This is a genomic window from Pseudomonas sp. BP11-1-1, from assembly GCF_052112105.1.
Taxonomy (GTDB): Bacteria; Pseudomonadota; Gammaproteobacteria; order Pseudomonadales; family Pseudomonadaceae; genus Aquipseudomonas; species Aquipseudomonas alvandae.
This window is the reverse complement of sequence record NZ_JAUTYU010000008.1, coordinates 123,002-145,797: the sequence shown is the minus strand read 5'-3', so window position 1 is coordinate 145,797 and position 22,796 is coordinate 123,002. Positions and strand designations below refer to the sequence as shown.

Sequence of the window (22,796 nt, the reverse complement as noted above, 5' to 3'; positions counted from 1 at the left end):
CACTCGCCGCCAATCTCCAGGCAAAAAAAACCCGGCGCCTTTGAGGGGCCGGGTTTTCCAGCGACGCGGCCCTCAGCGGGCGGCGCCGAGCTGGCCTTTTTCGTCGGAGAACACGATCTCAACGCGTCGGTTCTGTGCCCGGCCGCGCTCGGTTGCATTGACGTCGACCGGGTACTGATCGCCGTAGCCTTCGACCTGGATGCGCTTCTCGTCGATGCCCAGGTCCACCAGCACGTCCGCCACGGCCTGCGCGCGATCACGGGACAGCTTGAGGTTCTCCTGCTTGCCGCCGGTGCTGTCGGTGTAGCCTTCGATACGCACCACGCGTTTGGGATTGAGCTGCAGGAATTGCACGATCTTGAGCACCACACGGTTGGCCGAGTTCTTCAACTCGGCCTCACCCGTATCGAACAGAACGTCACCGAGGGTCATCACCAGGCCCCGGTCAGTCTGGGTGGTGGCCATCGCCAGGATCTGTTCTTCCAGCAACTTGCCCTGCTGCTGGACGCTTTGCAGCTTGGATTCGCGCAAGGCCAGTTGCAGGCGCTGACGTTCCAGCTCGAGTTTCAACGCACGCTCCTCGTTGAGCACCTGGTTGCTGTGTTCACGAGCGATCTGGCTGTAGCGCTGGCTCAGGTAGGCGTAATGCTGCACATCCTCGCCACTGCCCCAATACGTGGACAAGCGGTCGGCACGGGCCAGCGACTCGCCGGCGCGAATCACGTCCTTGGGGGCGGCACGCAATACATTGGAATCTTCCTTGACCTTCTGGAAATCGGCGCTCGCCTGTTCCAGCGTCGCTTCGCTACGCTGGCCCGCGCAGCCGTACAAACTGGCCAGTCCTGCGAGAACCAAACCGCCGAATACATGGGAGGGCTTCATTGGGCATCCTCCCTCAACTGTTTGCGCAAGCGCTTGATGCGCGTATCGAGCACGTTCAGTTTCTCCTGGCTCTTGAGAGTCAGCACCTTCGCTTCGGCCAGGCGTGCATCCAGTTCGGCCTGTTCGGCCCGCATGCGGGCCTTTTTGTAGGATTCGTCGGCCATGTTGCCTTTGGCGCGGGCAAATTTTTCCTCGGCGAGTTTCAATTCAGGCACTTCATCGGCGGTGGCGCCTACTGCGTGGGCTTGCTCGATGGCTTGCTCAGTCAAGCGGATCTGTTCATTCGGCGCCGGATCGGCTGCACAACCCGCCAGAGCCAGAACGGCCAGGGCAGCGAAAAGAGGTCGAATAGTCACTAATGTTCCCTACTGTTTTGGGGCACTGACAGTTGGTTGCAACTGTGTTCGCCAACGCTCCAGATTGCGCTGCAACACAGCCTCTGTCAGGCCGGACGCGGCCAATTCTGTCATCTTTTGCGCCAGCTGTCCGCGTAACCATGGGTCGTTGCAGGCGGAGTTATGGGAAACCGCGAGGAACAGGCCCGGCTTGTCCACCGGTTGCGGCGCAGCTTGCAGGTCATTCGCCATTCCCAAGGTCTGCGCCATCGCCAGGCCTGAGTAGCGCCCAGCCAGTACATATTCCACTTCGCCCAGGAGCAATTTCTGAAAGGCCTGGGTCAGGTTGGGCGTGCGGGTCAGGGTTAGATTCTGCTCAGCGAAGACGCCAAATCCCTGTGTCATTCGAGCCTTCTCCGACAAGGCGCCGGGATGCCCGTGAAGATCCTCTGGCCGCTCGATCACCAATGTCGAATCCTTGCGGGTCCAGACCAGGTAATCGTTCTCCAGCAGCGGCGGATGCACGTAATCCAGCACTTCCAGGCCAGTCGTGGTCAACGGGGCGTCGGTGAGCAGGTCCATGCGTCCGCTGCGCACTTCGTCCAGCGCCTGGGCGCGCTTGCCGGCGTATAGAATTTCAATCTTGATGCCCAGCGCTTTCGCCACTTGCTCCAGCAGATCGGCGCCGGCACCAATCAAATGCTTGGGATCCTGGGGGTCTTGCCATAGATACGGCGGCGCATCGGGGCTGCCGGTGGCGATCAGGCGCTCGCATTTGCCAGCGGCGACCGACAGGCCTGGCGCGCACCCCAGCGCCAACAGCAACGACCAGCCAGCCAAACGGCGAAGATCCATCGCACCACACTCCCGTCCGCAGAAATAAAAAACCCGGCCAAAGGGCCGGGCTCTTTATAAGTGAAGATGCTGGATTAGACCAGCTTCTCCAACTCAGGTACGGCTTCGAACAAGTCCGCGACCAGGCCGTAGTCGGCCACTTGGAAGATTGGCGCTTCTTCGTCCTTGTTGATCGCAACGATCACCTTGGAGTCTTTCATGCCGGCCAGGTGCTGGATCGCGCCGGAGATACCGACGGCGATGTACAGCTGTGGCGCAACGATCTTGCCGGTCTGGCCGACCTGCATATCGTTGGGCACGAAGCCTGCGTCAACCGCCGCGCGGGATGCGCCAACGGCAGCGCCCAGCTTGTCGGCCAAGGCGTACAGGTGCTTGAAGTTGTCACCGTTCTGCATGCCACGGCCGCCGGAAACGACGATCTTGGCAGCGGTCAGTTCAGGACGGTCGGACTTGGCCAGTTCTTCGTTGACGAAGCTGGAAATGCTGGCGTCATGGGCAGCGCCTACGGCTTCAATGGCAGCCGAGCCACCTTCGGCGGCAACCGGGTCGAAACCGGTGGCGCGAACGGTGATGACTTTGACCGAGGCAGTCGATTGCACGGTGGCAATGGCGTTGCCGGCGTAGATCGGACGCTTAAAGGTGTCGGCGCTTTCGACCGAGATGATCTCGGAGATCTGGTCGACGTCCAGAGCAGCGGCGACGCGAGGCAGGATGTTTTTACCGTTGGAGGTCGCGGCAGCCAGGATGTGGCTGTAGCCCTTGCCCAGCTCGGCCACTAGCGGCGCAACGTTTTCCGGCAACTGGTGCGCGTAGGCGGCATTGTCGGCGTTGAGGACTTTGCTCACGCCAGCGATTTTCGCAGCGGCTTCGGCAACGGCGCCAGCGCCCTGACCGGCTACCAGGACGTGGACATCGCCACCGATTTTGGCGGCGGCAGCAACGGTGTTCAGCGTGGCCGGAGCCAGCGCTTTGTTATCGTGTTCGGCGATTACCAAGATAGTCATTTTTAGATTACCTTCGCTTCGTTTTTCAGTTTCTCGACCAGTTCAGCCACCGACTTGACCTTGATGCCCGCGCTGCGTGCAGCCGGCGCTTCGACTTTCAGGGTCTTGTTGGTGGAGGCGGTGGAAACGCCCAAAGCGTCAGGAGTCAGCACTTCAAGCGGCTTCTTCTTGGCTTTCATGATGTTTGGCAGGGACGCGTAGCGCGGCTCGTTCAAACGCAGGTCGGTGGTGACGATGGCCGGCAGTTTCAGGGAAACGGTCTGCGCGCCGCCGTCGATTTCGCGGGTCACGGCAACGCTGTCGCCGGACACTTCGACTTTCGAAGCGAAGGTGCCCTGGCCGTAGCCGCTCAACGCAGCGAGCATCTGGCCGGTCTGGTTGTTGTCGCTGTCGATGGCCTGCTTGCCGAGGATCACCAGCTGTGGCTGCTCCTTGTCGACAACGGCTTTCAACAGCTTGGCAACGGCCAGGGAAGTCAGGTCTTCGGCGGATTCGACGAGGATGGCGCGATCGGCACCCAGCGCCAGCGCAGTGCGCAGTTGCTCCTGGGCAGTGGTCGGGCCGATGGAAACGACGACGATCTCAGTCGCCACGCCTTTCTCTTTCAGGCGTACGGCTTCTTCTACGGCGATTTCGCAGAAAGGGTTCATCGACATCTTGACGTTGGCGAGGTCGACGCCGGAGTTGTCCGCCTTGACGCGAACCTTGACGTTATAGTCGACCACTCGTTTGACAGCTACAAGAACCTTCATGGATTCCTCGTTACTCTCCGGTGAAAAGAAAGTCGCCCGGGCGAACCTGGCGGTTGATGATCATGGGCGCAAGGGCACCTCTAAAAACGCCGGCATGAACCACACATGACCTTGCTCACGGGAGTGAAGACCATTCGTCAGTGATGACCGATGAGTCATTCATTATCGCGGCGTGTAAACTGCGCGTCCAAACTTCGCAATTCGTCACTTTGTGCTGCCTTCGCCCTGTCTTTAGAGGTGCTCTTGAAACCAACAGTCAGCCTACGGCGAGCGCAAAACCGCCCGTATCTTGACCGGAACGCCTATTCCGGTCAATACGGCAAAATGGTCAGTCATAAGCCGTACGTCAGTGATTTATCTGGGCTCCGACGATTTCAAACAAACGTTTGTATTGGACCCTGAGAGTGGTGTAGATATAATGCGCCGCTTAGAGAGAGAGCCGCGTCTCATCCATTGTCGCTTTCGTCGCTTCGCGAAGGAAACAACGGATGCAACGCCAAACCTCCAATTAGAAAAAACTGTGAGCCTTGAGTAGGAGATAGCCTGTGGAACGCGAATACATGGAATTCGACGTGGTCATCGTCGGTGCCGGCCCCGCTGGCCTGTCTGCCGCCTGCCGACTGAAACAGAAGGCCGCCGAAGCCGGTAAGGAAATCAGCGTCTGCGTGGTCGAAAAAGGTTCCGAAGTCGGTGCGCACATCCTCTCCGGCGCGGTGTTCGAGCCCCGCGCCCTGAACGAACTGTTCCCGGACTGGAAAGAGCTCGGCGCGCCGTTGAACACGCCCGTCGTTCGAGATGACATTTATGTCCTGAGAAACGCCGACGCCGCGAGCAAAATCCCTGACTTCTTTGTGCCCAAGACCATGCACAACGAAGGCAACTATATTATTTCCCTGGGCAACCTGTGCCGCTGGCTAGCCCAGCAGGCCGAGAACCTGGGCGTGGAAATCTACCCGGGCTTCGCCGCCCAGGAGGCGCTGTTCGACGAGAACGGCGTGGTGCGCGGGATCATCACCGGCGACCTGGGTGTCGACCGCGAAGGCCATCCAAAGGAAGGCCTCTATACACCTGGCATGGAATTGCGTGGCAAATACACGCTGTTCGCCGAAGGCTGCCGCGGCCACATCGGCAAGCAACTGATCAAGCGCTTCAACCTGGACAGCGAAGCCGACACCCAGCACTACGGCATCGGCCTGAAGGAAATCTGGGAAATCGATCCGGCCAAGCACCAACCAGGCCTGGTGGTCCACACCGCCGGTTGGCCGCTGGACATCATGGGCACCGAGAACACCGGCGGCTCCTTCCTCTATCACCTGGAAAACAACCAGGTGGTGGTCGGCCTGATCGTTGACCTGTCCTACAGCAACACCTTCCTGTCGCCCTTCGACGAATTCCAGCGCCTCAAGCATCACCCGGTGCTCAAGCAGTACCTCGAAGGCGGCAAACGCGTCAGCTACGGCGCTCGCGCAATCGCCAAGGGCGGCCTGAACTCGCTGCCGAAAATGGTCTTCAAGGGCGGCGCGCTGATCGGTTGCGACCTCGGCACCCTGAACTTCGCCAAGATCAAGGGCAGCCACACCGCGATGAAGTCCGGCATGCTTGCCGCCGAGGCCGTGGCCGATCGCCTGTTCGCAGAATCCGAAGGCGGTGATGAACTGACCGCTTACGTCGACAGCTTCAAGAACAGCTGGCTGTATGAAGAACTGTTCGCCAGCCGCAACTTCGGTGCAGCGATCCACAAGTACGGCGCAATCATCGGCGGCGGCTTCAACTGGCTCGACCAGAACATCTTCGGCGGCAAGATCCCGTTCACCCTGCGCGACACCACGCCGGATTACGCTTGCCTCAAGCCGGCGGCCGAATGCAAGAAGATCGACTACCCGAAACCGGACGGCAAGATCAGCTTCGACAAGCTCAGCTCGGTGTTCATCTCCGGTACCAACCACGAAGAAGAACAGCCTTGCCACCTGAAGCTGACTGACCCGAGCATCCCGATCAGCAAGAATCTGCCGTTGTACGACGAACCGGCGCAGCGCTACTGCCCGGCCGGCGTGTACGAGGTGATCACCAAGGAAGACGGTGAAAAGCGCTTCCAGATCAACGCCCAGAACTGCGTTCACTGCAAGACCTGCGACATCAAGGACCCTGCGCAGAACATCACCTGGGTCACGCCGGAAGGCGCTGGCGGACCGACTTACCCGAACATGTAAGCCAACACGCTGGACATCGAGGCTCCCGCAATGGGGGCCTTTTTGTTGCCTGCGATCCTGACAACCACACCGAACCAATGTGGGAGCGAGCTTGCTCGCGAAAGCGGTGTCTCAGTCGACATTTGTTCTGAATGATAAACCGCTTTCGCGAGCAGGCTCGCTCCCACAAGGAATCCTGAATGGATCAGGCGACGCGCTCTTCCCCAGGGTTGCGCTCGAAGTAACGCTTGTACTCCCGGCTGAACTGCGACGGGCTCTGATACCCCACCTGATGCGCAACCTGGGCCACGCCCATGCCCTCGATCAGCAGCAGCCGCTGGGCCTTGAGCAGCCGCAAGCGCTTGAGATACTGCACCGGCGACAACAATGTGCTGCGCTTGAAATGCTCATGAAAGGTCGAGGCGCTCATGTTCGCGCAACTGGCCAGCGTCTCGACGTTCAGTGGCTCGGTGAAATGCGCATGCAAATGGCTCAGGGCCACGGCAATCCGCGCGAACTGGCCTTGCTGCTCCACCAGCGCCCGCAACACATCGGCCTGAGGCCCGCGCAACGCGACGAACAGCAACTCCCGGAGCCGCACCTGGCCCATGACCTGACATTCCAATGGATCGTGCAAGCAGCGCAACAACCGCTCGACAGCCCCACGCATGGCGTCGTCGAGCACCGCGCTGGTCATCGACTCCGGTGTCTGCGGCGGCAGGTTCCGACCGGGCATCAATCCCATGGCCAGCACCAGCTCCCCCAGCATCGCCCGATCGATCGCAACGGAAACGCCATACAGCGGAGCATTGGGCATGGCGTAGGTTTCGCATTCGAACGGCACCGGCAACGCCTGGATCAGATAATGCCCGGCGCCATATTCCAGCGTGCGTGGCCCCAGGTAGGCCAGTTTGCTGCCTTGGGCAATGATCACCAGGCTCGGTTCGTAGAGCTGCGGGCCACGAGCGACGTCCTGACTGGCGCGCAGCGCGTGCACGCCAGGCAGGCCCGTAGGGACGAAACCGTCACGGGTCGCCAAGGGTTCTATCAGTGAAACCAGCGTCGCGTTCGCATCGAGATGGCGGGTCAACAACATGGGCGAAAACTTCACGAAAAAAGGGATGAAACCATCATCGCAGGTCTTGCGTCACAAGAAATCAAATCCTGGCCAACGCCGGAGGATTAGGCATGACAGGCGTAGGAATCGCCATCGCCGCTTGCCGCCAGGACTCCCAAAATGGAACCCTCACCGTTCACTGCTTAGCGAGGTCCACCATGTACACAGCCATCGGATATGCCGCCCAATCGGCCACCACCCCCCTCGCCCCAATGAAGTTCGAGCGTCGCAGCCCGCGCGCCGACGACGTGGCGATCGACATTCTCTACTGCGGGGTCTGTCACTCCGACATCCACCAGGCCCGCAATGAATGGGGCATCGCTGTTTACCCATTGATGCCCGGCCATGAAATCATCGGAAAAGTCACCGCGGTCGGTGCGAATGTCACCGGCCATAAAGTCGGCGATCTGGTAGGCGTGGGCTGCATGGTCGACTCCTGCCGCGAGTGCGAAGCTTGCCGGTCCGATCTTGAGCAATACTGCCTGGAAGGCATGACCCAGACCTACGCCAGCCCGGACCGCATAAGTGGTGGCCACACCATGGGCGGCTATTCCGACAGCATCGTGGTCAGCGAGCACTTTGTACTGCGCATCCCGCAAACGCTTGACCCGGCCAGCGCCGCACCGCTGCTCTGCGCCGGCATCACCACTTACTCGCCGCTCAAGCACTACGGTGTGAAGGCCGGTGACAAGGTCGGCGTGCTGGGCATGGGCGGCCTGGGCCACATGGGCATCAAGTTCGCCAAGGCCATGGGCGCGGAAGTGACGCTGTTTACCCGCTCGGCAAGCAAGGCTGAAGAAGCCCGTCGCCAAGGCGCGGACCATGTGATTGTGTCTACCGACGCTGAACAGATGGCCGCCGCGGCCGGACGTTTCAACTTCCTTCTGGACACCATTCCGGTGCAGCACGACCTCAACCCCTACCTCGACACGCTGCATTTCAACGGCGTGCACATCATCGTGGGCTTGGTCGAGCCGGTCGACCCACCGGTACACGCGGCAAAACTGATCCTGGGCCGCCGAGTACTCGCCGGCTCGCTGATCGGCGGTATCGCAGAAACCCAGGAGATGCTGGATTTCTGCGCTGAGCACAACATCAGCTGCGACATTGAAATGCTCGACATCCGCCAGATCAACGAGGCCTACAGCCGCATGATCGCCGGGGACGTGAAGTACCGCTTCGTCATCGACATGGCGACGCTCAAGGCCTGACGCTCGTCAGACCTTGGCACCCAGCTCCGCCGACAGCCGGGCTGTGACCCCTTTGACCAGGGGAATCAGCTCGGCCATTTTCTCCAGCGGCATGTACGGCACGGTGCTGGCGATGCTGATACCGGCGACGATGCGCTTGCCGGCGTCGCGGATCGGCGCCGCCACACATCGGATCGACGGCTCGTTGTCCTCCAGGTCGAAGGCATAACCCCCCGCCACATACTCCACCATCCGTTGCTGGAACTGCTCCCAGGATTGTTCCTGGTGTTGTGGCCAGAATTGATTCTTCCCACCCGCCGGCAGGCTGATTTCATACAGCCGCTTCCATTGTTCCTGCGAGTCATCAAGCATCAGCGCCTTGCCGATCCCGGTCCGCGCCAACGGCATGCGATGGCCCACACGCGAGCGCATCTCCGGGCCGTTTCGCCCCGGATTCTTCAACAAGTACAAAACCTCGTCGCCCTCGCGAATCGCCAGGTGCACGGTGTCCCCGGTCAGCGCCGACAGCTCGTCCAGGTACGGCCCCGCCAGGCTCACCAATGGCAATTCTTCCCGGGCCTGGAAACCCAGTTCGATCAACTTCGGCCCCAGCAGATAGCCCACTTGCGGCACCACGCGCAGGTAACGTTCGTCCACCAGGCAACTGGCCAGGCGATGGGTGGTGCTGCGGGTGGTGCCGATCAGCCGGGCGATTTCCTTCAAGTCGCGGGCGCCGCTGGCAACCGCCTGGACCACGCCCAGGCCACGCAGCAATGTCTGCGTGCCAGTTGGTGCGGCATCCTTGATGATTTTTGGATCGTCTTGCTGCATGGCCGGCCTTCAACAGTGAGCGGGGAACGGGCGGCATTATGGTCGCCCGTCTCGTAGGACTACAACTCGATGCGCTCGACTTTCCCGACCAGCAGGATGTAGGACAGCGCGCCAGCCAATGCCAAGACGGCGATGTAGGTAATGGCCGGGGCAAACGAGTCGCCGCTGGCGAGGAAGCCAATGACGATAGGCGTGGCGATGGCCGCCAGGTTACCGATGAGATTGAACACCCCGCCGGTCAAGCCGAGCAGCCGCGCCGGCGCCAGGGTCGATACCAGCGACCAGGTGATGGACGCCAGGCCATTGCCAAAGAATGCCAGGGCCAGGAACGCGATCACCAGCGGCGTCGACTCGACGAAGTTGGCGCCGATGATCGAGGTGGAAATCAGCAAGCCACCAATGATCGGCAGCTTGCGCGCGAACCCCACCGTGGCGCCGCGACGGATCAGCCAGTCGGAGAAAAACCCGGAACACAGCACGCCGATAAACGCTGCGAGGAACGGCAACGATGCCAGCAGGCCGGACTTGATGAAGTCCATGCCGCGATATTTCACCAGGTAAGTCGGGAACCACGTCAGGAAAAACCACAGCGTGGAATTGAGGCAAAACTGGCCCAGGTAAATGCCCCACAACTTGCGTTGGGTCAGGACGATGCCGAGGTCGCTCCAGTTGAATTTAGCCTTGGCCTTGGCAGTCTCGGCCTGGATATCCACCAGTCCGCCGCCCTCGCGGATCAGCTCGATTTCGGCGGCGTTGGCGCCTTTGAAATCCCGTGGCTCGCGATACACCGCGTACCAGATCACCGCCCAGAGAATACCGACCGCGCCCGTGGCGACAAACACCATGTGCCAACCAAACGCGTGTTGCAGCCACGCCAGCACGGGCGTCAGGAATGCCAGGCCGACAAATTGCCCGGAGGTATAGAAACCAATGGCCGTGGCCCGTTCGCGCTCAGGAAACCAAGTCGTCACCACGCGGCTGTTGATCGGATAAGCCGGCGCTTCCAGCGCACCGACGGCCATGCGCAGAACGAACAAGGCGATGAAACTGGCGGCGAAACCGAGCATCACCGTGGCCGCCGACCACAGCAACAACGCCACGCTATACAGGATGCGCGGCGGCACCCGGTCCACCAGCCAGCCACCGGGGATCTGCATGGCTGCATAGGTCCAGCCGAACGCCGAGAAAATCAGCCCGACGTGGATCGGGTCAATGCCCAGGTCGCTGGTCAGTGCGGGGGCGGCAATCGAGAGGTTGCTGCGGTCCAGGTAGTTGATCACCACGGTGATGAACAGCAGGACCATGATGAAAAAACGCTTGCGGCTGGGCGTCACCAACGACGCCTGCGCGCTCAGGGTGTGCGCTTGCATGTGAGGTGCCTCTTTTTATGTTTATTGAGGAACGGGCGTACCGAAGAAGATCTCCCTGTCTGCGAAGAACAAACTGTGGGAGCGAGCTTGCTCGCGATGACGGTGTCAGTTGACGCATGTGTGACTGATACATCGCCATCGCGAGCAAGCTCGCTCCCACAGGGGATCTGGGGCGCTCATGCGTTTTGCATTCACCACAGGCCCACAGGGATCTCGGGTGAGTCAGGCGTGACTCACCACTCGGCAAAACTGCCATCGGCATGACGCCAGATCGGGTTGCGCCAGCGGTGGCCGATGGCCGCTCGCTCGATGACGTATTCCTCGTTGATCTCAATGCCAAGGCCCGGGCCATTGGGGATTTTCACGAAGCCTTTGTCATAGTCGAACACCTGCGGATCCTTGATGTAATCCAGCAGGTCGTTGCTCTCGTTGTAATGGATACCCAGGCTCTGCTCCTGGATAAACGCGTTGTAGCAAGCCGCGTCCAGTTGCAGGCACGCCGCCAAGGCAATCGGGCCCAGCGGGCAGTGCAGCGCCAGCGCCACGTCATAGGCTTCGGCCATGTTGGCGATCTTGCGAGTCTCGGTAATGCCGCCGGCGTGGGACGCATCCGGCTGGATGATGTCGACGTAGCCTTCGCTGAGCACCCGCTTGAAATCCCAACGCGAGAACAACCGCTCGCCCAAGGCAATCGGGGTGCTGGTCAACGGCGCCAATTCCTTCAGGGCTTCGTAGTTTTCGCTGAGCACCGGCTCTTCGATGAACATCAGTTTGTACGGATCGAGTTCCTTCATCAGCACTTTGGCCATCGGCTTGTGCACACGGCCGTGGAAGTCCACGCCAATGCCGACGTTCGGCCCGACCGCATCGCGCACCGCCGCCACGTTCGCCAAGGCGAGGTCGACTTTTTCGAAGGTGTCGAGAAACTGCAGCTCTTCGGTGCCGTTCATTTTCACAGCCGTGAAGCCGCGTCCGACGGCCTCTTTAGCCGCCCGAGCGGTGTCCGCCGGACGGTCGCCGCCGATCCAGGAGTAGACACGGATCTTGTCGCGCACCTGGCCGCCCAACAAATCGCTGACAGACACGCCCAGGGCCTTGCCCTTGATGTCCCACAAGGCCTGGTCGATACCGGCCAGGGCGCTCATGTGCACAGCGCCGCCACGGTAGAAGCCGCCGCGATAGAGCACCGTCCAGATGTCTTCGATATTGCGTGGATCTTTGCCGATCAGGTAGTCGGACAGTTCTTCAACGGCGGCCGCCACTGTGTGGGCACGGCCTTCGACCACGGGCTCGCCCCAGCCAGTCACGCCTTCGTCGGTCTCGACCTTGAGGAAGCACCAGCGCGGCGGAACGATAAACGTGGTCAGTTTGGTGATTTTCATCTTGTTGTCTCTCTTGTCAGATGCAGCGCGCGGGGCGCTGGAAAAGTCTTCAGTTCAAGGCGTTCCATGCGGCTACGTAGGCCTTGGCGCGCTCCGCCACTTCATCCGCTGTCAGGCCCGGCTTGAACAACCCGGAACCGAGGCCGAAACCTTTCACGCCGGCTTCGACGAACACCGCCATGTTGTCCGGGGTAATCCCGCCCACCGGCACCAGCACTGTCCCGGCCGGCAGCACCGCGAGCCAGGCCTTGACCACCGCCGGGCCCATTTGCTCGGCGGGAAACATCTTCAGCACATGGGCGCCTTCGGCCAGCGCGGCAAAGGCTTCGGTGGGCGTGGCAACGCCGGGAGACAGGTACAGCCCCGCCGCTTTCGCCGCCCGCAAGACCTTCGGATCGCTATGAGGCATGACGATCACTTGGCCGCCCGCGGCCTTGACCTGCTCCACCTGTTCCGGCGTCAGCACGGTACCTGCGCCGATCAGGCAATCGGCGGGCAAAGTACTGCGCAGGATGCGGATACTTTCGTACGGTTCGGGGGAATTGAGCGGCACTTCGATGACGCGAAATCCAGCGGCATAAAGGACTTCACCGATAGATGCCGCTTCCTCGGGGCGCAGGCCGCGCAGAATCGCGATCAGCCCGTTGTGCGCCAGCGCTTGTGTGAGCATGTCAGGTCTCCAGTAGGTTTAACGCGATGCGCTGGTTTCCAGCAGCCCGGCCGCCACGGCCAGTTGCCACAAACCGCGTTCGGTGGCCTGTTCGGCCAGGGTCACCCGGGCGAAACCGCAGGCGTCGAGGGCCCGCTGGTAACGGGCACACAGTTGAGAGTTGCCGATCAGCACCACGGTCGGCAGGTGGACGCTGTTGCGCCGATGACGTTGCACGGCGGCCAGGGCCGTCAGCTCATGGCCGATCAGGACGCCCGACAGATAATCGGCCTGGGCGCTCGCGCCGAGCTCACCCGTCAGGCCCAGGCTGCGAGCGCTGAACACGGTGGACAACGGACCGATCTCCCCATCCGCCGACAGCGACACCTGCACGCCGCGATCAAAAGCCACGCCGTCGAACGCCGTGCCACGCTGCTGGGTGCGGCCGAGAATGCTGTGGTCACTGAGCACGGCGAAGATCTCGCCCGTCATGAAGGTATCGAAATGGACGATGCAGCCCTCGGTCACTTCCACCCATTTCGAATGGCTGCCAGGCAAGCCGATCAGCACCGCTTCGTTCGGCAGGCTGTGCAACGCACCGAGCACCTGGGTTTCTTCGCCGCGCATCACATTGGGCAGCCGGGAGTGTTGGATCACTCCTGGCACGATGTGAACATCGACACCACGAAGGCTCCGAATGACTTGTAGGGAATGTCCGAGATTGGCGACGTTTGCCGGCGTGTCGCAGTAAGGCGCTTCCCGCCAACCCTGGGCGCTGCCGACCATGCCGCAGGCAATGACGGGCAAGCCTGGCTGCGCATCCAGCCAGTCGCCGCAGGCTTCATCGAAGGCCAGCTCAAAACCATCGGTGCAGACCTGGCCGGCCACGGTTCGCGGCCCGGACGGCAACTGCATGATCCCCGACGACAGCGAACGCTGTTCGAGCACCTCGCCTCCAGCGGCAAGTTTATAAGCCCGTAATGAGGTGGTCCCCCAATCGAGCGCGATCAATTGCGCCTGCATCCGCTTCACCTGTTTTGTTTTATTGGGCAGTGAGTGAGGCGGACTATAAACCCGCGGGCAATAAAATCTCAATATATAAATATCACTCCCATATATTGGGATTCTCGTAATAACCGCAAAACCATCGCCATCCAGCCAAGACCCTGCTACGTTTTCTGACCGGACGCCAAACAACTCAGGGAAAAAAGTGATGGGACAAACGCTGAAAATCCTCGGACGCACTTCCTCGATCAACGTCAGAAAAGTCTTGTGGACTTGTCAGGAACTGGACATCGACTATGAGCGTGAAGACTGGGGCATCGGTTTTGCCTCGACCCACGACCCGGCGTTCCTGGCGCTCAACCCCAACGCCCAGGTGCCGGTGATCATCGATGAGAACGGCGTGCTCTGGGAGTCGAACACCATCTGCCGCTACCTCGTAGGCAAGCATGGGCGCGACGATCTGCTACCCGCCGAACCTGCCGCACGGGCGCGTGTAGAGCAGTGGATGGATTGGCAAGCCACCGAGCTCAACCCGTCATGGGGCGATGCGTTTCACGGACTGGTGCGCAAGCACCCGGATTTCCAGGACCCACAACTCATCGCCGCCGGCGTCAAACGCTGGAACGACAAGATGGGCTTGCTGGAACAACAGCTGAACCACACCGGCGCTTACGTGGCCGGCGCGGACTTTTCCCTCGCGGACGTGCTCATCGGCCTGTCCACACATCGCTGGCGCCAGACGCCCATGGAGCGTCCGGACTACCCTGCGGTGGCCGCTTATTGCAAGCGGCTCGAACAACGGCCGGGATTTGCCGAATACGCGTCCGACGCGTACTCATGAACTTCAGTTGCCGTTAGCGAAGTCCCGGAGCACCTTGCCATCCATTCGATAGCGCACCCACTCTTCCTGGGGTTGCGCGCCGAGGGACTTATAGAAGTCGATGGCCGGGGTGTTCCAGTCCAGTACGCTCCACTCGAAGCGACCGCAATCGTTGTCGCAGGCGATCTTGGCCAGATGCCGCAAGAGTGTCTTGCCCGCCCCGCCACCGCGCTGTTCAGGTGTGATGTACAAGTCTTCGAGGTACAGGCAATTGCTGCCCAGCCAGGTGGAATAGCTGAAGAAAAACACCGCGAAACCTATCGGTACGCCATCGCGCAGGCAGATCAGGCCGTGGGCGGTCGCGCCTTCGCTGAACAGGCTGCGCTCGATGTCCGCAACGCTGGCAATGACTTCGTGGCGGGCTTTTTCGTAATCGGCAAGCTCGGTGATGAACGCAAGGATTTGCGGCGCATCGCTGGGTTGCGCGGGACGGATCTCGATCGACATGAACGGGCCTTGTAGCCAATTGAAAGCGCCATACTAAGCCGCCAGGCGCCGCTCGTCACATCTTCTACAGACAAACTTCCACGGTGCCGTTCGTCGCCCCTCAGGCACCAACCCCGCTCCAGCGCGGCCAAAAATCTGGCAAGCATTCCAAAAAATGGAGGCGACACCATGATCAATTCAAGGCTGACAGCATTCACCTTCGCGGCATTGTTGTCCTCGGCGGCATTCGCGGCCACGACCTCGGGGACCGGGCCGACCGACCCGGTTCAGGCACCGAACTCGCCCGCCACCCAAGGCTTGCCCAAATTGAACACCGACGGCACCGGCGGCACGCTGAACAATGGCCAGCCACCCGCGACGGGCACCGATCCACGGGTCCAAGGCAACGACACGGGGCGTCAGGGCGGCATGAACACCCCCGACTCCACTGCCCCCGACAACGCCGAGACCGGCGTGGGTTCGAAAACCACTACCGGAGGCTCGGGCTCCGAAGGTGGCGCCGCCAGCCAGTAGGCTCTACTCGGACACTGAGGAGGACATCCCATGCCTCGTGGAAGCAAAGACAAATACACCGACAAGCAAAAGCGCAAGGCCGAGCACATCGAAGAGAGCTATGAACACAAAGGTGTGTCGGAGGGCGAGGCCGAGGCTCGGGCCTGGGCCACCGTCAACAAGCAGTCGGGCGGCGGTGAGGCCTCCGGTGGCTCCGGCAAGAAAAAACCCGCCGAAGCGAAACAGTCCGACCGCAAGGAATCAGCCCGCCGCGCCGCCAAGTCCCGCGAGGGTCATCCGCGCACCAGCAAAGCCTCCCACGAGGCCCAGACGGTGGACAGCCTGATGAAGGAAGCCCGGGCGAAAAACATTCCCGGGCGTTCGAAGATGCGCAAGCAGGAATTGGTCGAAGCGTTGCGCAAGGCCGGGTGATGGTTGGCGTCAGGGAGGACGCCTTCGCGAGCAAGCTCGCTCCCACACGGGTTCTGCGCTGCGCCGAAGTTCTGAGCCTGGCACAAAAACCTGTGGGGGCGGGCTTGCTCGCGAAAGCGGTGGGTCAGCTAAGGAAGTGTTAATGTGCCGACGCCTTCGCGAGCAAGCTCGCTCCCACACGGGTTCTGCGCTGCGCCGAAGTTCTGAGCCTGGCACAAAAACCTGTGGGGGCGGGCTTGCTCGCGAAAGCGGTGGGTCAGCTAAGGAAGTGTTGGATGTGCCGACGCCTTCGCGAGCAAGCCCGCTCCCACACTGGTTCTGTGCTGCGCCGAAGTTCTGAGCCTGGCACAACAACCTGTGGGAGCGGGCTTGCTCGCGAAGGCGGTGTATTGGTTGACAGAATCTTCAGCGCTGCTTCAACCGGTCAATCACCACCGCCAGCAACAGGATCGAGCCGCGGATGACGTATTGGTAGAAGGTGTCGATGTTCTTCAGGTTCATCGCGTTCTCGATGATCGCCAGGATCAGCACGCCCGCGATGACGTGGCGGATCATGCCGATGCCGCCGCTCAACGAAACCCCACCGAGCACGCAGGCCGAGATCACGGTCAGCTCGAAGCCTTGGCCGATCATCGGTTGGCCCGACGTCATGCGCGAGGCCAGGATCACACCCGCCAGCGCACCAATAATGCCGTGCACGGCGAAGATAATGATCTTGGTGCGATCAACGTTCACCCCTGCCAACAACGCCGCTTCCTGGTTGCCACCGATGGCCATGGTGTTGCGCCCGTAGGTGGTGTAGTTCAGCAGCCAGCCGAAGAACAGGAAGCAGGCAATGGTGATCAGGATCGGCACCGGCACGCCGAACAACTGGCCGTTGCCGAAGACGAAGAAAGATTCTTCGGAAACGCCAACTGCTTTACCGTTGGCAAAGATATAGGCCAGGCCACGCACGATCTGCATGGTCGCCAGCGTGGTAATCAGCGCATTGACCCGCAGTTTCGCAATCACGATGCCGTTGATCAGGCCAACGATCAGCCCCATCACCAACGCCGCGCTGACCCCGAGGAAGACGCTGTCAGTGTCGCGCATCACCACTGCCGCAACCACGCCGGCACAGGCAATGACCGACCCCACCGACAAGTCGAAGTGCCCGGACGCCAGGCAATACAACATGGTGCAGGCCGCGATACCGGTGGTGGAAATCGCCAGGCCCAGGCCCCGCATGTTCAACGGCGACAGGAAGTTGTCGATCATCAGGGTGCAGAGCACGAAGATGCCGATGGCCGCCAGCAGCATGACCCAGTCGTCGAGGAAGCGGCGCAGGTCCAGGGGTTTGCGTGCCGTTGGCAGTGCATTGTTTTGAATGGTCATGATTTACCTCTCAGTTCGCCGCGTCGGCAACGCGTTGGCGCGGCAGCGCCAGTTGCAGCAGGTTGGATTCGTTGGCCTGGTCGCGCGGCAGCTCGCCACGCATGGCCCCTTCGCAGAGCACCAGGATTCGGTCGGAAATGCCCATCACTTCCATCAGGTCACTGGACACCACAATCACCGCGATACCCTCCGCCGCCAGGTTGTGGATAATCTGGTAGATCTCGGCCTTGGCACCGATGTCGATGCCACGGGTCGGCTCATCCAGCAGCAGGACTTTCATCGGCATCGACAGCCAGCGACCCAGAATCGCCTTCTGCTGGTTGCCGCCGGACAGGTACATGATTTTCTGGCTCGCCGCCGGGGTCTTCACCTTCAGCGACTTGATCTGCTTGTCGGCATTGCCCCGCTCCCAGTCACCACGCAACAGGCAGCCGAGCGCGGAATGAGCCGGACGAGCGCTGATGTTGATGTTCTCGCCCACGCTGCCCAACGGGATGATGCCTTCCTTCTTGCGGTCTTCCGGGCAGAGCAACACGCCAGCGGCGATGGCATCGCGGGGCGAACGCAGTTTCAATTCCTTGCCGTGCAGCACCAGGCTGCCCTCGCTCTGGCGCTCCAGGCCACTGAGCAAGCGAAACAGCTCGGTACGACCGGCGCCGACCAGCCCGAACAAGCCGAGGATCTCGCCCTTGTGCACCTGGAAACTCACCGGTTCGCGCAAGCCCGGCCCGAGCAGGCCCTTTACCTGCAACGCCACATCGCCGCGCTCCCGGGGACGATAGTCATAAATGTCCTGGATATCGCGACCGACCATGCACGTGACCAGCTGATCATGGGTCAGCTCGCTCATGTTCTCGAAAGTACGGACATAACGCCCGTCCTTGAAGACCGTCACTGCGTTACAGATACGGAACACTTCCTCCATGCGATGGCTGACGTACAGCACCACTTTGCCCTCGTCCCGCAGACGGGCGATGATCGCCATCAACCGGTCGATTTCCCGGGCCGACAGGCTGCTGGTCGGCTCGTCGAAGGCGATGACGTGGGCGCCACGGGACAACGCCTTGGCGATTTCCACCAATTGGCGCTGACCCAGTGACAGGCGACCGACTTTTTCCTGTGGGTCGATTTCGTCCGCCAGGCCTTTGAGCAGCGTCAACGCCTGCTGGCGCAGCACGCCACGATTGACCAGGCCGAAACGCGCCGGCAAGTGACCGAGGAACAAGTTCTCCGCGACGGTCATTTCCGGCACCAGGTGCAACTCCTGGTGAATCACCGCGACACCATTGGCGATGCTGTCGGCGGTGCCTTTGAAGGCCATCGTCTGCTCGCCGATCTGCAGATCACCGCTGCTCGGAATGTAGGCGCCACCGAGGATCTTGAGCAAGGTGGACTTGCCCGCGCCGTTCTCGCCCATCAAGGCATGCACCTGCCCCGGATGCGCGACGAAACTGATATTGGCCAGCGCCTGCACGCCGGGAAACGATTTACCGATCCCGTTGAATCGCAAGCTGCCACCGATGTTCTGTTGCTGTGCCGCTGTTTGCGCTTGCATAACCACCTCGAACTTACAGAGATCAAGCGACCCCGTCACGTGTGTGACCGGGGCCGCTTTTGAATCAACCGGCCATCAATTCCACAAGCCGATCTTTTCCAGCTCCTGCTTGAAGTTCTCCCGGGTGATCAGCGTCACCTCGTCCATGGCGGTGTACTTCGGCGGCTCCTTGCCGGTGGTGACCCACTCGTACATCATTTCGGCAGTCTTGTAGCCTTCGATGTGCGGGCTCGGCAGCATCGAACCGAAGAAGCCGCTTTCCGGTTTCTTCAGCTCGCCGATGGCGTCAGTGCCGTTGATACCAATACCGATCACGTTGGCCGCCTTGAACCCGGCCGCTTCGGTGGCACGCACGCCGCCCAGCACGGTGTTGTCGTTCATGCCGCCGATGATCAGGTTTTTCGCGCCGCTTGGCAGCTTCACCAACGCCGAGTTGGTGGAGTCCATGCTGCCGGGGACGTCGAGAGTTTTCAGGGCCGCGAAGAGGATGTGGTCTTTCGGCATGCCTGCGTCTTCCAGAGACTTGACCGAACCGTCGGTGCGCTTCTTGCCGGTGTCCAGTTCGTTGAAGGTGTTGACCACCGCGTAGGTGTCTTTCCAGTCCCAGCCACGTTTTTTCGCTTCGGCCGCCATGGCGGCGCCTTGCTTCTGGCCCACCTCGAACGCAGCCATGCCCAGGTACGGCACGTCTTCCATGAACTTGCCCTTGGAATCGACAAAACGGTCGTCCACGGCAATCACCTTGAGATCATTGAGTTTGGCCTTGGCCATGATGGCCGGGCCGAGGGACACGTCCGGCGGACAGATCACGAAGCCCTTGGCACCGTTGGCGGCCAGGCTGTCGATGGCCGAGAGGGTCTTCTCGCCGTCGGGCACGGCGATCTTGATCAATTGGAAGCCTTTGTCTTTGGCAGCTTTTTCAGCGAACGCCCACTCGGTCTGGAACCAGGGCTCCTCGGCCTGCTTGACCAGGAAACCGATTTTTACCGGATCGGCCGCCAGCAAGTGGCTGCTGAGGCTGACCGCGGTCACCGCGAGGGCGGCGCGACACAGGGAACGGATCCCACGACGATGTTTCATAGCTGACTCCTTGTTTTTTTTATTGAAAGCCAAACGTCCAGGGATCTGCTCCACGTGGGTGGAAATGCGCAGGCTGGTCGCTCAAATCGTGTTACTGCACAGCATAGGTCTAAATAGTCATATCGTATGATGATTGGATTACAGGCGAAGTTTCCTACCGCAATCCAAGAATGTTCAGTCGTGGTACATGACCGAACGTCCACCATCGATGGTGATGCATGAAGCATTGATAAACGGTGCTTCGTCACTGGCCAGGAATACGGCCGTCATCGCCACTTCGATCGGCTGCCCGATACGCCGTGGCGGGTGCAGATCCAGCGCGCGCTGGCGTTCGGCATGGGGATCGGCGAAGCCGTTCCAGTAGTCGATGTTCAGTTGCGTCTCGATGTAGCCCGGCGCGATGGCATTCACGCGCACGCCCTTGGGCGCGTACTCGATGCCCAGGGCGCGGGTCAGGCCCAGCAGCCCATGCTTGGCGACGGGATACGGGAAACAGCCAGGAATGATGTGGGACGAATGGGTCGAGGCAATGTTGATGATGCTGCCCACGCCCTGCTCGATCATTTGCGGCAATACCGCCTTGCAACCGTACCAGGCGCCATCCAGGTCGATGGCGAAGCAGCGGCGCCAGTCCTCTTCGGTCATTTCCAGCGGATCGCGGAACACATTGACGCCAGCGCAGTTCACCAGCACATCGATGCGACCGTGCAGTTCGACGGCCCGGCGGGCCATGGCGTGCAGATCCTGCTGGTTCGAAACGTCGACCTTCAGCGCCTGCACATCGGCGCCTTGTCCGCGCCAATGGGCGGCGACGGCTTCGACCTTTTCAACCTGGATATCGCTGATCACCAGTCGCGCCTGTTGCGACGCGAATGCGGCCACGATTGCTTCGCCGATACCTTGGGCCGCGCCGGTAAGCAACACGACCTTGTCTTTCAGTCGCTGCCCTTTGGGAGGCTCGGGCACGGGCGGCAAGCACAGCACGTCAGCCATGAATCATGACTCCAGCAGGCAGGCACGACAAAAACCGGACATCCGTGGATGGCCGGCCTGACAGAGCCTGAACGAGGAGTTGTTCGCGGACGCCGCCAGGGCGTCCGGGAAAAGATTGATGCATCGCTTCACCTGTTTTGTTTTTTTAGTGTGAGTGCGTACTGCTGATGGAGCCGACTATAAACCCGACCGCCAAATAATCTCAATATATATATTTACATCCCATATTCTGGGATTTAACCAGCGAACCGCGTACAAGCCACGCCCGGCACATCGACGCGCATCGACAGCACCGCACCGTCCAACGGATGACCGAGCGGACTGGCTGCACTGGTGATGTACAGCGTCTTGAGATCTTCCCCACCGAATACACAACTGGTCGGGCGACTGACCGGCAGTTCTATCACCCGATCGACATGGCCGTCCGGATGCAACCGCAGCAGGCAACTGCCGTCCCAGCGAGCGTTCCAGACATAACCCCGTGCATCCATGGCCGAACCGTCCGGGCCGCCACGGGAATGGGGTCCGAACCAGACTTCAGCCGGCGCCAGCTTGCCATCGGGGTAAATGAAATGACGGTACAGCGTGCCGTCCAGGCTTTCGCCGAAATACACCGTCGTGCCATCGGGGCTCCATAACAGCGTGTTGGGAATACCCAGGCCGCGTAGCAACGGCATCACACGGCCATCGGTCCCGACACGGAACAGGCCGCCGGAACGCCGCTCGACAGGCAGGTCTTCGCCATGTTCACCGATGTTGTTCTGCATGGTACCGAGCCAGAGCTGGCCCAACGCGTCGCAGCGGGCTTCGTTGGCGCGGTTGCCAGGCTGTGGATCGGCCATGCACAGCAGCTTCAGGCGCGGCTCCAACCCTGGCGAATCGAGATCCAACCGATAGACACCACTGCTCAGCGTCACCAACGCGTCGCCGCTCTGGGTCGGGATAAACGCCGAGACGTGTTCGGGCATCTGCCAGATCTGCACGTTCGCGCCAATCAGCCGCAGCGCTTGCTTGCCGATGATATCGACCCAATACAACGCCTGCGTCGGCTCATCCCAGAATGGCCCCTCGCCCAGCTTCGCGCGGTGTTCTGTCAAAGCCGTCCACTTCATTGAAACCTCCTGTCCCCGGGTGCCCCGGCGTTATCTGGTCGACCGGCCATGACATTGGGGTAAAAACGCTTGATGGCCAGGTCTGCGTTATCGATCAGGGTCATGCAGGCCCAGACGCCCCGCGTCGCATCCCGTGCGGCGATCGCCTCGGCAATGTCCTTGTGGATCGGCAAAGTGCGGCGCAGCTCGTCCGGGTCGGCCGCCGACACCTCGAACGAAACCGCCAGCAACGCGCCCAAGGCCGGAACCATTTGTTCGATGAATTGATTGTGGCTGGCGGCGAGGATGCATTCGTGGAAGAACTGGTCGGCGCGGTTGTAATCCGCGCCGCTGTCCACCGCCCGCTCCAAGGCATGATAGGCCACGCGGATCGCCTGCACCTGCTCGGCCGTCGCCCGTTCGCAGGCCCATCTCACGGCCATGGGTTCGATGGTGCGTCGCAGGTCCAGCAGGTCGTCGACGAAGTTTTCCGGCAGGCCACTGCGTGACAGCCAGCCGACTACTTGCGGATCAAACAGATTCCAGCGGCGCACCGGCAGCACCCGCGTGCCGACCTTCGGCCCGACCTCCAGCATGCCTTTGGCAACCAGCGTCTTGATGGCCTCGCGAATCACCGTGCGGCTGACGCCCAGTTGCTCGCCAAGGTCTGCTTCGACCTTGATGGTTTGCCCAGGCTTGACCTGGCCGGCGGCAATCCAGCCCCCCAGCCAATCGACGGTCGATGCGTGAAAACTGCTGGACATGAATACCCCGTGGGCGATTTTTTGTTAGGCGCCCACGCTAATCATCATACGATTGGGTGTCAATTTGAATTTTGCATACCACTGTGGGAGCGGACTTGCTCGCGAAAGCGGTGGGTCAGTTGTGAAG

Annotated in this window: 23 protein-coding genes; 5 read left to right on the top strand and 18 right to left on the bottom strand. The window is 61.0% G+C overall.

The window, feature by feature from the left end; genetic code table 11:
- Positions 1-72: 72 nt before the first annotated feature.
- The 5 genes from Q7C33_RS17575 to Q7C33_RS17555 all read right to left on the bottom strand — a co-directional run bounded on the left by Q7C33_RS17575 (position 73) and on the right by Q7C33_RS17555 (position 3,828).
- Entirely contained in the window at positions 73-882 is an 810-nt protein-coding gene (locus Q7C33_RS17575; protein ID WP_030137740.1) for an OmpA family protein, read from the bottom strand.
- Positions 879-1,238 (bottom strand): DUF4398 domain-containing protein, encoded by a 360-nt coding sequence (locus Q7C33_RS17570; protein WP_030137739.1) that lies wholly within the window; start codon positions 1,236-1,238, stop codon positions 879-881. Before Q7C33_RS17570 ends, Q7C33_RS17575 begins: the two co-directional genes overlap by 4 nt.
- A gap of 9 nt (positions 1,239-1,247) precedes the next feature.
- Entirely contained in the window at positions 1,248-2,072 is an 825-nt protein-coding gene (locus Q7C33_RS17565) for a substrate-binding periplasmic protein (protein ID WP_030137738.1), read from the bottom strand.
- A 74-nt stretch (positions 2,073-2,146) separates the two neighbouring features.
- Positions 2,147-3,076 carry an electron transfer flavoprotein subunit alpha/FixB family protein gene (locus Q7C33_RS17560; RefSeq protein ID WP_030137737.1) on the bottom strand — a complete coding sequence of 310 codons (930 nt, stop codon included), beginning with the start codon at positions 3,074-3,076 and terminating at the stop codon, positions 2,147-2,149.
- 2 nt (positions 3,077-3,078) lie between these two features.
- On the bottom strand, positions 3,079-3,828 hold the full coding sequence (locus Q7C33_RS17555) for an electron transfer flavoprotein subunit beta/FixA family protein (protein WP_007908338.1): 750 nt from the start codon (positions 3,826-3,828) through the stop codon (positions 3,079-3,081).
- 545 nt (positions 3,829-4,373) lie between these two features.
- Between Q7C33_RS17555 and Q7C33_RS17550 the strand changes: the two genes are divergently transcribed.
- Positions 4,374-6,038 carry an electron transfer flavoprotein-ubiquinone oxidoreductase gene (locus tag Q7C33_RS17550; protein WP_030137736.1) on the top strand — a complete coding sequence of 555 codons (1,665 nt, stop codon included), beginning with the start codon at positions 4,374-4,376 and terminating at the stop codon, positions 6,036-6,038.
- Between the two features lie 184 nt (positions 6,039-6,222).
- Here Q7C33_RS17550 and Q7C33_RS17545 read toward each other — a convergent pair whose 3' ends face one another.
- Positions 6,223-7,113 carry an AraC family transcriptional regulator gene (locus Q7C33_RS17545; RefSeq protein WP_217861492.1) on the bottom strand — a complete coding sequence of 297 codons (891 nt, stop codon included), beginning with the start codon at positions 7,111-7,113 and terminating at the stop codon, positions 6,223-6,225.
- Positions 7,114-7,292: 179 nt separating this feature from the next.
- On the opposite strand from Q7C33_RS17545, the gene Q7C33_RS17540 reads away from it, so the two are divergent.
- On the top strand, positions 7,293-8,345 hold the full coding sequence (locus tag Q7C33_RS17540; RefSeq protein ID WP_030137734.1) for an NAD(P)-dependent alcohol dehydrogenase: 1,053 nt from the start codon (positions 7,293-7,295) through the stop codon (positions 8,343-8,345).
- A gap of 6 nt (positions 8,346-8,351) precedes the next feature.
- On the opposite strand, the gene Q7C33_RS17535 is transcribed toward Q7C33_RS17540, so the two are convergent.
- The 5 genes from Q7C33_RS17535 to Q7C33_RS17515 form a co-directional block, all read right to left on the bottom strand.
- A complete protein-coding gene (locus tag Q7C33_RS17535) occupies positions 8,352-9,155 on the bottom strand; it encodes an IclR family transcriptional regulator (RefSeq protein WP_198797949.1) in 804 nt (267 codons plus the stop codon).
- Between the two features lie 59 nt (positions 9,156-9,214).
- A complete protein-coding gene (locus Q7C33_RS17530) occupies positions 9,215-10,525 on the bottom strand; it encodes an MFS transporter (RefSeq protein WP_323155157.1) in 1,311 nt (436 codons plus the stop codon).
- Between the two features lie 233 nt (positions 10,526-10,758).
- Entirely contained in the window at positions 10,759-11,907 is a 1,149-nt protein-coding gene (gene dgoD / locus Q7C33_RS17525) for a galactonate dehydratase (protein WP_030137731.1), read from the bottom strand.
- A 49-nt stretch (positions 11,908-11,956) separates the two neighbouring features.
- A complete protein-coding gene (locus Q7C33_RS17520) occupies positions 11,957-12,577 on the bottom strand; it encodes a 2-dehydro-3-deoxy-6-phosphogalactonate aldolase (protein ID WP_030137730.1) in 621 nt (206 codons plus the stop codon).
- Positions 12,578-12,595: 18 nt separating this feature from the next.
- Positions 12,596-13,579 carry a 2-dehydro-3-deoxygalactonokinase gene (locus Q7C33_RS17515; RefSeq protein ID WP_407683849.1) on the bottom strand — a complete coding sequence of 328 codons (984 nt, stop codon included), beginning with the start codon at positions 13,577-13,579 and terminating at the stop codon, positions 12,596-12,598.
- A 190-nt stretch (positions 13,580-13,769) separates the two neighbouring features.
- On the opposite strand from Q7C33_RS17515, the gene Q7C33_RS17510 reads away from it, so the two are divergent.
- Positions 13,770-14,402: a glutathione S-transferase family protein gene (locus Q7C33_RS17510; protein ID WP_030137728.1), complete on the top strand. Its 633-nt coding sequence runs from the start codon at positions 13,770-13,772 to the stop codon at positions 14,400-14,402.
- A gap of 3 nt (positions 14,403-14,405) precedes the next feature.
- Here the strand turns inward: Q7C33_RS17510 and Q7C33_RS17505 are convergent, their stop codons facing one another.
- Positions 14,406-14,888, bottom strand: coding sequence for a GNAT family N-acetyltransferase (locus Q7C33_RS17505; protein ID WP_030137727.1), 483 nt, complete (start codon positions 14,886-14,888; stop codon positions 14,406-14,408).
- A 168-nt stretch (positions 14,889-15,056) separates the two neighbouring features.
- Between Q7C33_RS17505 and Q7C33_RS17500 the strand changes: the two genes are divergently transcribed.
- Together Q7C33_RS17500 and Q7C33_RS17495 are read left to right on the top strand one after the other, a co-directional pair.
- The gene (locus Q7C33_RS17500; protein WP_198797946.1) at positions 15,057-15,401 is read left to right on the top strand and encodes a hypothetical protein; all 345 of its coding nucleotides are present in this window, start codon (positions 15,057-15,059) and stop codon (positions 15,399-15,401) included.
- 30 nt (positions 15,402-15,431) lie between these two features.
- Positions 15,432-15,812 carry a Rho termination factor N-terminal domain-containing protein gene (locus Q7C33_RS17495; RefSeq protein WP_407683848.1) on the top strand — a complete coding sequence of 127 codons (381 nt, stop codon included), beginning with the start codon at positions 15,432-15,434 and terminating at the stop codon, positions 15,810-15,812.
- 405 nt (positions 15,813-16,217) lie between these two features.
- Here the strand turns inward: Q7C33_RS17495 and araH are convergent, their stop codons facing one another.
- The 6 genes from araH to Q7C33_RS17465 form a co-directional block, all read right to left on the bottom strand.
- Complete coding sequence (araH, locus tag Q7C33_RS17490) at positions 16,218-17,186, bottom strand: L-arabinose ABC transporter permease AraH (RefSeq protein ID WP_030137724.1); 969 nt, start codon at positions 17,184-17,186, stop codon at positions 16,218-16,220.
- A gap of 10 nt (positions 17,187-17,196) precedes the next feature.
- Positions 17,197-18,741, bottom strand: a complete 1,545-nt coding sequence (gene araG / locus Q7C33_RS17485) for an L-arabinose ABC transporter ATP-binding protein AraG (protein WP_407683847.1) — start codon at positions 18,739-18,741, stop codon at positions 17,197-17,199.
- Positions 18,742-18,816: 75 nt separating this feature from the next.
- Positions 18,817-19,821, bottom strand: a complete 1,005-nt coding sequence (locus Q7C33_RS17480) for a substrate-binding domain-containing protein (protein ID WP_030137722.1) — start codon at positions 19,819-19,821, stop codon at positions 18,817-18,819.
- Between the two features lie 174 nt (positions 19,822-19,995).
- Entirely contained in the window at positions 19,996-20,814 is an 819-nt protein-coding gene (locus Q7C33_RS17475; RefSeq protein ID WP_030137721.1) for an SDR family oxidoreductase, read from the bottom strand.
- 236 nt (positions 20,815-21,050) lie between these two features.
- The gene (locus Q7C33_RS17470; protein WP_407683846.1) at positions 21,051-21,926 is read right to left on the bottom strand and encodes an SMP-30/gluconolactonase/LRE family protein; all 876 of its coding nucleotides are present in this window, start codon (positions 21,924-21,926) and stop codon (positions 21,051-21,053) included.
- The gene (locus Q7C33_RS17465; protein WP_030137719.1) at positions 21,923-22,669 is read right to left on the bottom strand and encodes a FadR/GntR family transcriptional regulator; all 747 of its coding nucleotides are present in this window, start codon (positions 22,667-22,669) and stop codon (positions 21,923-21,925) included. Before Q7C33_RS17465 ends, Q7C33_RS17470 begins: the two co-directional genes overlap by 4 nt.
- Positions 22,670-22,796 lie beyond the last annotated feature (127 nt).